Raw genomic sequence first — 12,086 nt, 5'->3', positions numbered from 1 at the left:
GAATAAAAAATGTTTAATGTAAAAAATAATGTAATGAAGAAATTTACAGTACCCAGAATTTTTATGACTGTTTTAGCAGTATTAGCAGGTCTCACTTTATTTTCGTGTCTTGATAATGACAGTCCGGAGATACCTCCTGTAAAGTTGGAAGACCTTAAAGGAAACTATAAAGGAAGATTGATCACTGTACAGGGTAATTCTAAAACAGAGAAAATAGTAGATTTTAAAGTAAAGAAAGATACCATCTCGTTTGCTGAATTTCCCATCAAAGAAATTGTAAAGTCTGTAGTGAAAGACCCTGCAAAAACAGAAACGGCCCTAACGGCAATTGGAAAAGTGAAATATGACCTGCAGTATACCGCAACTGTGAATACCAATAATAATGTTGTAGAACTTGTTTTTACTCCTAAAGTATTGGAATTTAAAATTCCGGTAGATGGCGTAAATAAGAATACAACAGTTGTATTAACAGCCAAGCAGAAAGGATTTTTTGTAGGAATGGATCACTCATTAAGATATGCTTTAGCTGCTGAAAAGATTACAGTAGACGGCGTGATATTGGATCCTTTTGAGACTATTAATTATAATTTTCCACTCTGTATAAAGAACTAATTAATAAATATTACCAAAAATGGATTGTGTTTTATATGATGCAATCTATTTTTGCTTAAAAATTTTAATCAATACCCAATCGGATACGGCAGCTCTACATGGAGGAAAATAAAGAACAGATTTTGGTAAAACACCTTCTTATGAAGGAGGAAGCCGCATGGAAAGAGCTTTTTGGAGCTTACTCCGGTAGCCTTACCTATATCTGTTCCCGTTATCTGGCTGAAAAGGAGGATGTTCATGATGTGCTGCAGAACAGTTTTATCAAAATGTTTCGCTCAATAGACTCTTTTGAATACAGAGGAAACGGTTCTTTGAAAGCATGGATGACCCGGATTGTGGTCAATGAATCTTTGAAACATATTAAACAGAATACAGATACAAAATCAAAAGTTGAGATAGAGGATCTCCCGGATCTTCCGAATGATGAAGAGCCTGATTTTGAGGAAATTCCAAAGGCTGTTATTATGGAAATGATACAGTCGCTTCCGGATGGATATAGAACGGTTTTTAACCTGTATGTATTTGAAACAAAAAGCCATAAAGAAATCTCCAGGCTTTTGGGAATTGCAGAGAACTCTTCTGCCTCACAGTTTCATCGGGCAAAAGGATTGCTTGTTCAGAAAATAAAGGAGTTTAAAATGTCAAAAAAAGCACAATATGAATAATGAATGGTTAAATAACCTGCGAAGCAGAATGGACGACCATGAAGAGGATGTTCCGGAAGGATTGTGGGATGACATCAGAGATGAATTATTCTCTGAAGAAGATAAAGATAAGATGATTGCCGGCTTTATTCCTGAAGAGCAACATGAAATAGGAAAGAATAATGGCCATAAAATAATCGACAGACGTTTATTTTACCGTATTGGTGGTGCAGCGGCTGCAGCCGTATTGCTGTTTTTTGTGCTGCAGATTGACTCCCATATTGAAAGCCCTGAAAGAATTTCAAAGAATGCAGATGGCTTTAAAGAAAAGGGGAAAAAGAATATTGAGACAGGAAATGCAAAAGGTGGTGAAGATTATATTGTTGAAAATAAAGTAGATAAGGAGGTTTCGTTGGCGGAAACAACTATAGAAAGAACTTTAAAAGGAATACATGACATACAGTTCTTCAATAAGGAAGTGAAGAGCAATACAGAAGTGGCTCAGGATGCAGTAAGAGTTCCGGAAACAAAAATGTGGGCTCAGCAGGAGACTGAAATTTCTCAAAAACCTCTTTTAATTGAGAAGACGGTAGTTGGGCCAATGAAAGAGAAAGAAACTGATGAAGTACTCTTCAAGCCAGAAAAGAAACAGGAAAAATACGCGGAAAACAAAAAACACAAATCTGATCAATCATGGATGCTGAGCATGCTCACAGGAAATGCATCTTCGAATGCTGCAGAACAACAGTTTCCGGGTTATGCTTCTATGAGCGGAAAACCAATGAATATTGAACAAGTATGGACTGCCTCTACTTATGATGATAATCCGCTTACCGAAGTATTGCTGGCCAACCAAAGCCAACCCGTAGAAGCGAAGATCCGTCATAAAGTACCGGTTACTCTGGGGCTATCCCTTTATTATAATTTAGGGAAAAGATGGGGAATCGGAACAGGGCTGAATTATACAAAACTGTCCTCAGAACTTCATTCCGGAAGCAGTACCAATTATATAAAAGGAGTACAGACGGTGCATTATATAGGAGTACCCGTTCAGGTTAATTATAATGTAGTTCAGAAAGGCCGGTTTACAGGCTATGTTACCGCAGGTGCACTCGTGGAAAAACCTGTTGGGGGGAACCTTACAACAAGCTATGTGGTAGATGATGAAATAAAGGAGACTACAAAGGAAAGCATTGATAATAAATCTCTTCAGTTTTCAGTAAATACAGCGGTTGGACTTCAGCTGAAAGTTATTGACAGATTCGGAATTTATGCAGAACCGGGGATTGGATATCATTTTAAAGAAAACAATGCCCTGAATACGGTTTATAAAGAAAAACCTTTACAGTTTAATGTAAAGTTCGGGATCAGATTACTGCTCGATTGAATATAGACTATTGATCACACCTAACATCAACTTAAATGTATAAATATGAAAACAAGACTAATTTTTTTAACATTTTTAGTATTCAGTGTGCTGAGTATCAAAGCACAGTGTAACCCTACGATTACCAGCCCAAGGCTTGGCGTACAATTCCCGGACAAGATTTTATTCTGTAATGTAGAAGATGAAATACTTTCTACACAGGCATTCGGCAGCTATCAGTGGTACAAACAGGAATGGACCTGGCAGACTCCCAATAATAATCCGTGGGTGGCAATTCCAGGAGCAACCTCACAACAGCTAACGATTAATGGAAATGATCAGTTGTTTTATTTTAAAGTAGCCGTTACACAAGGGGACTGTACTGCAGAAAGCCCGGCAATTATGGCAGATGGATTTGTGTATGGTCTTCCGGCGATGATGTCTACCTATACACCGGGAACGTATGAGGAAGTGGATCTTGGAGTAGTGAACGTATGTAACGGGGCTTCTGTAAAGTTTGATGATATATTTCCTGTTGTATATGGCAATCATACCTGGTTTAAATGTGTTCCGGGCAGCAATCCTCCGGTTCCGGGAGATCCCTGTATTATCGCTGGGGCGAACGGGGATTCTTTGACCGCTACAGAAACCGGAAAATATGGATTCTATGCCTGCACAGAGTACTGTCCGGACCAATGTGAAATGTTAGATCCTTTTTCTTTCGTACAGCTGAATTTCGGAAACTGGGATTTCTGCGAAAATTTAGGAACTGGAGAAACAAAACAAAAGGATAATAATCTGAAAATATATCCGAATCCTACAGCACAGTTCCTTTATATCGGAAAAGAGTCTGATAAAGGTTATAAAGAAATTACCATTATAGATATGTCCGGAAAACTCGTGCTGCAGAAAAACGATCACAAATACAATCAGGCCATTGATGTAAGCCATCTTGTCCCTGGAAGCTATATCATTGTTTCTAAAGCTTCAAATGGCAACATTTATAAAAATAAATTCATAAAAAAGTAAAAGATTAAATAATCTTTTTTGTTAGTTTTAAAGTGGAGGATCGGTACAATTTATTTGTACCGATTTTTTTAGGGCCATGTAATCTGAGCCCATAAGAGAAGAACATTATATTTGTGACATATCGATTATTTACGGACTGTTTTCATTGCTGTCCGGGATAATAGGGAAATGACTTCTCGCATTTTTTGGCCATTCGGTATTTGGAAAGCTTGTAGGAAGAATAATTTAAAAGCTAAGTTCAATATTAAAAATAACATATAATACGTCGGGTTTTGACGCTTCTGAGTGATAGGTTTGTATTATGAAACTTAATTGAGTTTTCATGTTAACCTCTAACCAATTATTAAATTTTTAAAATGAATTGTATAGAATTAAATGATCCACTTACAGGAGAATGGACAGTTTTTTTGGAAACTACAGAAACATATAACGGTAGTCCGATCACAGATATTTTGTGTAGCGGATTCAGTGAAATGTATAAAAAAATTAATGCCAAATACCACAGGAGAGTGCTTCACGACAGTAAAATAAATGTTAAATGGTTTGGTGCTGTGGGTGATGGCATCAATGATGAGGCCGGCTATTTCAATAAGGCATTACAATTTATTTCAGATATCGGAGGAGGAATTTTATTTGTTCCTGCCGGAAAATATAAGCTAAGCCATGTGGATTGTGAAACAAAAAAATATTCAAATATTACCATATTGGCTCATGGAGCAGAGTTTATTCAGCTTGTTCCGGAAAAAAAAGACAGAATAAGTTTTCCAGCACCTATACCCGGAGACCCTAACCGGGTAATTTATACTTATGGAAGGTACCGTGCTGCAGATGGTATGTTTGTATTTGATGCTAAAGTAACCAATCAGAAGGATGATTCCAATTCCATTAAGAATATTAAATTTATTGGAGGAACATTTATTTCAAATGTTGCACAATACGGTTTTGATGAGTTATTACATTTAGTTTGCTTGCATGGAGTTTCCAATGTAACTTTTGAATATTGTTCTTTTGTAGGGTTTTTAAGTGATGGCGTCGCTGTTTGCAGAGGACTTCGTGAAGATGGTGTAAGGGATGCATATAATAAGGATGTTAATTTCTATAAATGTAATTTTGATGGAGTAAACAAGGACAACAGGCAGGGCATTTCAATTTATTATTGTGACGGATTCAGTATAGATTTCTGCAATTTTGAAAATATATGCAGGCCTAATATGATAGGTGCCATAGATATAGAATCAGACACAGAGAGCACTATTTCAAGGAGAGGAATTATTTCTAACTGTAGCTTCAAAGATATTGGTGGTAGCTGTGGAGCTGTTACAATATTTTTAAGAGATTATGAAGGAACAACAGAAAAGATTTCTCATTTAGGATATATTATTGATAATTGTGATTTTGAAACTGTTTTAACTCCACTGTCTGTAATAGGAAATAATAAGGCTATGATCAAAACTTCAAACTATGGAGTGGTATTTAAGAATAATCGTTGTTTAAATATGGATGGAATTGCAGATTTACGACAAGCATATGGTGTACTTTTCTACAACAATCTTTTCAATAATGTTACATCTGATACTTTAACTATATTGCGTAATACAAGTGGAAACAATATAACTTTTGAAAAAAATACTTTTGATAACTTCAAGCATCCCGCAGGATTAGCGTTTGATGGTGTTGCTAAGAAAATTAATTTCATTGAAAATCAATTTTATAACTTTTCAGGGACATTTATTACCATTAATGATCCAAACGGAATTGGAAGAGTTGTAGGAAATGAATTCGCTTCTTCCGCTGTAACCGTTCCCTTTCCTCTCGTTACCGGCGATTCAGCATCTCCTGAAAAAGTAATAAGAGCCATTATTAAAGACAACATTTATGGGGCTAATATTTCACATGGAAATTTATATTTTTTCCTAAATGGAAATAATCCGCCTACATTAGATACTATTACTCCTAATAAAGTAATGTACGGAGAAAGCCAATGCCTCATGGCTGGAGGAACTATGCCGGCAGGTTTTACCGGAGACCCCAGTGTTATGGTAAAGATGTCCCGCGAAAACTTAGCAAATAATTATTATCCTCATGTTTATCAGACCGTGTATCCTTCACCTAATAATAATGGTAAAATTTGGAGAAGGCAGGCAATAAACCAAACAATCTGGGGAGATTTTATTGAAATCTCATAAGTGCATAATAAAAAGGTTCCGGAGATTATCCGGAATTTTTTTTTGCATGTACTTCGTTGATATGTTTTAGTTATCCCTATTTTTTTATAGAATATTATTAATATAAAATTCAATTTCCTAAAATAGCTTATTGGTTATATTTACTTTAAAAAACACACCCATGCTGATAAAAATTTATGGAAGTGCCATTCACGGAGTTGCCGCTCAGACAATTACCATTGAAGTGAATGTAGATACCGGCGGAGTGGGATATCACCTGGTGGGACTTCCCGATAATGCAATCAAAGAGAGCAGCTACAGGATATCTGCGGCCCTTAAAAATGTAGGCTATAAAATCCCCGGAAAGAAAATTACAATTAATATGGCACCTGCGGATCTCAGGAAAGAAGGATCTGCTTATGATCTGAGTATTGCCATTGGTATTTTAGCTGCTTCTGATCAGATTCTGGCCGAAGAAGCCCAGCATTATATCATTATGGGCGAGCTTTCTTTAGACGGAAGCCTTCAGCCGATAAAAGGTGTTCTTCCTATCGCAATTCAAGCCAGGGAAGAAGGCTTTAAAGGCATTATCCTTCCGGTTCAGAATGCACGTGAGGCCGCAATTGTAAGTGACCTTGAGGTGTATGGAGTGCAAAATATCAAAGAAGTTATTGATTTTTTTAATGAGGGAAAACCCCTTGAAAAATTAACATTAGATACCAGAAAAGAATTTCAAGAGAAAATTAATGATTTCCCTTTTGATTTTTCTGAAGTGAAGGGACAGGAAGCGGCGAAAAGAGCTATGGAAGTTGCCGCAGCAGGAGGACATAATATCATTATTATCGGACCTCCGGGAAGTGGAAAAACCATGCTTGCTAAAAGAGTTCCCAGTATTTTACCTCCACTGACTCTGAAAGAAGCGCTGGAGACCACAAAGATTCATTCCGTAGCAGGAAAAATTGGAACAGAAGCTTCATTAATGACTGTCCGGCCCTTCAGATCCCCACACCATACTATCTCAGACGTTGCTTTAGTTGGGGGAGGAAGTTATCCTCAGCCGGGAGAAATTTCCCTTGCCCATAACGGTGTGTTATTTCTGGATGAAATGCCGGAATTTAAACGGACCGTGCTGGAAGTGATGAGACAGCCCCTGGAAGACCGTGAAGTCACAATCTCAAGAGCTAGATTTACCGTGAATTACCCTGCAAGTTTTATGCTGGTAGCCTCTATGAATCCCAGCCCAAGCGGGTTCTTTCCGGATGATCCCAGTAATACATCTTCCGTTTACGAAATGCAGCGGTATATGAATAAACTTTCCGGACCGCTTTTAGATAGAATTGATATTCATATAGAAGTACAGAAGGTTGAATTCGAGCAGCTTTCTGAAAAAAGGAAGGGCGAAAAAAGCAAAGATATAAGAGATCGTGTGGTAAGAGCAAGAGATATTCAGAATAAAAGGTATGGAAGCCTGAATATCAGCTGTAATGCTCAAATTGGTCCCAAAGAAATTGAAGCATTTTGTGAGCTGGATGAACCCTCATTCGGTCTCATCAAATTGGCCATGGAAAAGCTAAACCTTTCTGCCAGAGCATATGACAGAATCCTGAAAGTTGCCAGAACGATAGCCGATCTCGAAGAATCTGAGAAAATACTTTCTTACCATATTTCCGAAGCTATACAATACCGAAGTTTGGACAGAGAGTTCTGGAATGGATAATTCCAAAATGAAGCTTTCTATTTATATTGCATTATAAATTCTTTCTCAATATGATTGTTAAGGGCTTTGAGCTCCCGTTGTTTTTCTAATGTCATCTGTCTGTAATCATAAGCCTCTTCATTTCCATTCTCGTCAGTATACGATGTTATTTTGTCATTGATCATGTCTTCAAAAGGATTGTTGTATCCTGTTTGCTTCAGCTTAATGTATTTTTGCATATCAATGAGTAAAGGTTTTTCTCCAAAATGGGTTTCTACAATCCCTGAAGTATCATATTCTTTATCTAGCCTTTTATTTTTAACCAATGTAAAATGAAAATAATTATTGCTGTCATATATTTCTAGGATCATACCCGGAAGCCCCCGAAATTTATAAGGTCCCTCGGGAATTGGAATCGTGTCTGCAAACCATGCTGTCCATTGCCTGCCTCCAAAGTTGGTTGTAGCTGCCTGTACTTTTAGTTTATCCAGCATTTTTGTCTGTGGCAGAATGTTCCATTTCATGTTATCGCTGCTTTTCATTTTAGCAGTTACATTTCCTACAATAAAATAATTTGTGTTATTAAAACTATTTCTTTCTCTACTGATATAGTGATATAATTTTGTTCTTTCATATTCTGAATCTGAGCTTGGATTTTTCATTATACTATCATTTTTTTGATCAATTAATGAATAATATTTTACAGATTTAGGATTAATGTCGGTAATGAAAAATTCCTTTACTTCATAAGCAGCAATGGTGTCAGGCTTAAATTTTAATTCGTAATAGAATCTATTACTTTGAGCATTTACACTTGTGCCTAATAACAATAAAAAGAGAAAAATGAACCTGTACATGATATGCTGATTTATAATAATTCAACCAAAAATCAAACCCCTTTTTTTCTTATTGTATCTCTTTAATAGAAAGGAGCTGAATAAAATTAAATTTCTGCATTTTTAACATGTTTTAGTTTAAAAATTACCGGAACAAATGAATTTGTATGTTTTGTGTTTTCATAAGTTTCATTCTACAATAAGGTAGCTAAGTTGTAATTATATAACAATTAATAGATTTTATTATGTTAAATTTGATTACGTAATTATTAATCATAATAAATTATAGAAGCATTAATATTGTATTATTTGATTTTTTAGTGTAATATATGGAATAAATGAATGTATTTATTTTATATGTTGTTTTCGAAAGTAATAAATAACGCGAAAGCTTTATTTATAGTTCTGCACAATATGCAGATCGCTTGAATTACTGTTATATACCTTTCCATTACAAAAACTCCCAAAAGTGTTGTATGCATTTGTTTCTGTTGAGAAAACAGATGCGCAAAATTATTTTTGTATCGGTTTTGATAGGTCTCTACAGGTGATAAGAGCTGTGAATATAATAAACTTTTAACCAAATCAACTTAAAATGTTAAACACAAGATCCACAATAGCGGAGCTGTCAACAGGTTCTGCTGTATTACTATCCTCTGAACACAGAGAAAAAATTCTGTATAGATTTAATAGAACCGGCTGGGACTACCATGATGAGGAGACGCTGGTTTCTCTTTTTCTAAAACAGGTAGATCTGCACCCTGAAAATACGGCTGTTGTCTGCCAGGGAAGAGAGATTACTTATAAAGAGCTAAACAGGAGAAGCAATCAACTTGCCAATGTTCTGCTGGAAAAAGGAATAAAAGAGGGCATGTATGTTCCGGTATGGCTGGACCGATCCCTGGAATGGGCTGTCGCCATTCTCGCCATTCTCAAAACGGGAGCGGCATATGTTCCGATAGATCCTGCTTATCCGGTAAGAAGAGTAGAATATATGCTGGCAGACACCGCGGCTCAGATCATTATTACCAATCATTTATTGGGGAAACTCTTATCAGAAAATGAAAATGCTGCGGTTTTTGTACTGGATCAAATGGAAGATCTGGATCATCTATCTTCCCAACAACCGGATATTGTAATTCATCAGGATGCTCTTGCCTATACAATTTATACTTCGGGATCTACAGGGAAGCCGAAAGGGGTAATGATAAGTCACCAGGCTATCCAGCATCTTGTGACCTGGCATAATCACCATTTTCATGTGGACTATACTTCAAGACTAACCGTTGTAGCGGGGTTAGCATTTGACATCTCAGTGTGGGAAGTATGGTCCGCGCTTACCTCAGGGGCAACTGTTTTTATTGCTGATCATGAAGAAAGGACAAATGCGACTGCTTTGGTTGGCTTTTATCATAAAAACCGGATTACACACGGTTTTGTACCCACCGTTTTAGCGCCTGCAGCTTTGGAAGAAACCATGAAATATAAAGATCTGTCATTAAAATATCTTTTTACAGGAGGAGAGAAACTTAAGCCTGTTCTGACCTCTGAATTAAGTTATGAGCTGGTTGATTATTATGGCCCTACTGAATGTACTGTATTTGCTACTTTCAAAAAGGTAAAAGACACAAACGGAAAATATCGCTCTTCAATAGGTAAGCCGATAGCTAATGCAAAAGCCTATATTTTGGACGAAAAGATGGAACCCTTACCTGTGGGAGCTGTAGGGGAATTATATATAGGAGGTGATATATTGGCAAAAGGCTATCTCCATAACGAAGAACTTACCGCAGCAAAATTTATCGCCAATCCGTTCAGCGGAATGGGAACACTTTACCGTACCGGAGATTTGGCGAGATGGCATGAGGATGGCGAGATTGAGTTTTTAGGGAGGATAGACAACCAGGTAAAAATCCGGGGATTTCGGGTTGAATTAGGAGAAATAGAGAGAACGCTTACCCGGCAGGAAAATATCCGGGAAGCCGTAGTGATTACAAAAGAAACAGTGGGCAGTAATAATAAATATCTTGTTGCTTTTATCGTACCGGAAGCTTCTGTAGAAAAGGATGTTACTTTGATCAGAAGTCAGCTGAAAGAAGAATTGCCAGGGTATATGATTCCTTCACAGATTATTTTTATTGATACAATACCCATAACAGCAAATGGAAAAACTGATACCCATGTTTTAAAAGAGCTGGCGGATAAAGAAGCCCGGGAATTCGTCTCCTTTGAGCCTCCTACAAACGAAACAGAAAGAATAATTGCTGATATATGGTCTGCAGAACTGGAAAGACCGGTCATCAATGTGTCAGATGATTTTTTCGATATAGGAGGAAATTCTCTTCTGGTGGCTGTAGTAGCCGTAGCATTAGAGAAAAGGCTTAATGTAAAAGTATATTTAAGAGATATTTATCAATATCCCGTATTACAGCAGCTTTCGGAGGTCTTGATCAGCAGGTCTAAAGAGATGCAGGAATCTGCTCCTGTAGAAGATATGGAGCCTTATGTAGAACTTCAGAAAGATGTTTATCTTGCTCCCGGGACGGTATTTGCAGGAGGCTTTGACCCTAAACAGGCGGAAAATCCATCTGTACTATTTTTAACAGGTGTTACCGGATTTGTAGGGATTCATTTGCTGCAGGAGCTTCTGGATACTACAAAAGCCGATATCTACTGCCTGGTAAGAGCGCAGGATGAGTTTCATGCGATGGAAAAGATAGACCACTGCTTCAAACAGTATCATATTTCTCAGAAACATGAACAGAAATCAAGAATCATTCCTGTAATTGGTGATCTCTCCTTACCCTCATTGGGCCTTTCGGAGGATGTATTTACAATGCTGGCAAAGAAAGCTGACCTTATCTATCATTCAGGAAGCTCCGTTAACTTTATCGAGCCGTACTCTTATATGAAAGCCCCTAATGTAGAAGGCTTACGGGAGATTATAAAACTTGCAGGAGCAGAAAGAACCAAATGCCTGGCCCTATTATCTACTATTTCGGTGTACAGCTGGGGACATATATTTACCGGTAAAACAATAATGCTGGAAAGTGATGATATCACACAGAATCTAATGTCGGTAAGTAAGGATATTGGCTATGTAAGAAGTAAATGGGTGATGGAAGCTGTGGCCGACCTGGCGGCAAAAGAGGGATTACCGCTAATAACCTACCGTCTCGGGTATGCAATGTGTCATAGTGAGACCGGGGCAAGTGCTCCTTATCAGTGGTGGTCGGGATTAGTGAAAAACTGTGTGGAATTTCAATCTTATCCTGCACTAACAGAACTGAGAGAAGGCCTTATCACAGTAGATTATATGACGAAAGCTATGGCTCATATCACAAAAAATAAAGAGGCGGTAGGTAAAAAATTTAATCTGATTGCCAGCCCGGAAACCAATTTAACCCTGGAAGATTTCTTTGGCTTACTGAAAAAATATTATCCTTTTTCACTAAAGGCTCTTCCTTATAAAGAATGGCGAAAACAATGGGAAGATAACAGTAAAAACCGTCTGTATCCTCTTACCAGCCTTTTCAAAGATAATATGCATGAAGGACTGTCCACTGTAGAGCTTTATCAGAATACTTACATCTGGGATTGCTCGAATGTTATTCAGTTTCTGGAGGGATCTGGTATTAAAGAACCCGTATTTGATAAAAATATGTTGGATTCCTATTTGAAATATCTTGAAATTCCAACTCCATCATATTGATTAAAAATAAAGATCAGGCAGAGAAA

8 protein-coding genes are annotated in these 12,086 nt (G+C 37.2%); 7 read left to right on the top strand and 1 reads right to left on the bottom strand.

Annotated elements, in window-relative coordinates; genetic code table 11:
* Window positions 1–33: 33 nt before the first annotated feature.
* From MP478_RS18045 to MP478_RS18020, 6 genes are all read left to right on the top strand, one after another.
* Window positions 34–612 (top strand): DUF4840 domain-containing protein, encoded by a 579-nt coding sequence (locus tag MP478_RS18045; RefSeq protein ID WP_230033377.1) that lies wholly within the window; start codon window positions 34–36, stop codon window positions 610–612.
* Between the two features lie 140 nt (window positions 613–752).
* Window positions 753–1,277 carry an RNA polymerase sigma factor gene (locus tag MP478_RS18040; protein ID WP_230033379.1) on the top strand — a complete coding sequence of 175 codons (525 nt, stop codon included), beginning with the start codon at window positions 753–755 and terminating at the stop codon, window positions 1,275–1,277.
* A complete protein-coding gene (locus MP478_RS18035; protein WP_257201230.1) occupies window positions 1,270–2,643 on the top strand; it encodes a PorT family protein in 1,374 nt (457 codons plus the stop codon). Before MP478_RS18040 ends, MP478_RS18035 begins: the two co-directional genes overlap by 8 nt.
* 45 nt (window positions 2,644–2,688) lie before the next feature.
* Complete coding sequence (locus MP478_RS18030; protein WP_257201229.1) at window positions 2,689–3,651, top strand: T9SS type A sorting domain-containing protein; 963 nt, start codon at window positions 2,689–2,691, stop codon at window positions 3,649–3,651.
* Window positions 3,652–4,007: 356 nt separating this feature from the next.
* Window positions 4,008–5,837 carry a glycoside hydrolase family 55 protein gene (locus MP478_RS18025; protein ID WP_257201228.1) on the top strand — a complete coding sequence of 610 codons (1,830 nt, stop codon included), beginning with the start codon at window positions 4,008–4,010 and terminating at the stop codon, window positions 5,835–5,837.
* Window positions 5,838–5,997: 160 nt separating this feature from the next.
* Window positions 5,998–7,533, top strand: coding sequence for a YifB family Mg chelatase-like AAA ATPase (locus tag MP478_RS18020; RefSeq protein WP_257201227.1), 1,536 nt, complete (start codon window positions 5,998–6,000; stop codon window positions 7,531–7,533).
* Window positions 7,534–7,550: 17 nt separating this feature from the next.
* On the opposite strand, the gene MP478_RS18015 is transcribed toward MP478_RS18020, so the two are convergent.
* Window positions 7,551–8,369, bottom strand: coding sequence for a GLPGLI family protein (locus MP478_RS18015; protein WP_257190227.1), 819 nt, complete (start codon window positions 8,367–8,369; stop codon window positions 7,551–7,553).
* Window positions 8,370–8,943: 574 nt separating this feature from the next.
* On the opposite strand from MP478_RS18015, the gene MP478_RS18010 reads away from it, so the two are divergent.
* Complete coding sequence (locus tag MP478_RS18010) at window positions 8,944–12,060, top strand: non-ribosomal peptide synthetase (RefSeq protein WP_257201226.1); 3,117 nt, start codon at window positions 8,944–8,946, stop codon at window positions 12,058–12,060.
* Window positions 12,061–12,086: the final 26 nt, after the last annotated feature.

It is taken from the genome of Chryseobacterium sp. WG14, assembly GCF_024586945.1.
Taxonomy (GTDB): Bacteria; Bacteroidota; Bacteroidia; order Flavobacteriales; family Weeksellaceae; genus Chryseobacterium.
Note: the sequence above shows the minus strand (reverse complement) of the source record. Positions and strands in the feature narration are given on the sequence as shown.

What these genes read in the sequence shown, in the direction of transcription:
- MP478_RS18045 (WP_230033377.1), top strand. Translation starts at nt 34, where the DNA reads ATGAAGAAATTTACAGTACCCAGAATTTTTATGACTGTTTTAGCAGTA.
- MP478_RS18040 (WP_230033379.1), top strand. Translation starts at nt 753, where the DNA reads ATGAAGGAGGAAGCCGCATGGAAAGAGCTTTTTGGAGCTTACTCCGGT.
- MP478_RS18035 (WP_257201230.1), top strand. Translation starts at nt 1,270, where the DNA reads ATGAATAATGAATGGTTAAATAACCTGCGAAGCAGAATGGACGACCAT.
- MP478_RS18030 (WP_257201229.1), top strand. Translation starts at nt 2,689, where the DNA reads ATGAAAACAAGACTAATTTTTTTAACATTTTTAGTATTCAGTGTGCTG.
- MP478_RS18025 (WP_257201228.1), top strand. Translation starts at nt 4,008, where the DNA reads ATGAATTGTATAGAATTAAATGATCCACTTACAGGAGAATGGACAGTT.
- MP478_RS18020 (WP_257201227.1), top strand. Translation starts at nt 5,998, where the DNA reads ATGCTGATAAAAATTTATGGAAGTGCCATTCACGGAGTTGCCGCTCAG.
- MP478_RS18015 (WP_257190227.1), bottom strand. Translation starts at nt 8,369, where the DNA reads ATGTACAGGTTCATTTTTCTCTTTTTATTGTTATTAGGCACAAGTGTA.
- MP478_RS18010 (WP_257201226.1), top strand. Translation starts at nt 8,944, where the DNA reads ATGTTAAACACAAGATCCACAATAGCGGAGCTGTCAACAGGTTCTGCT.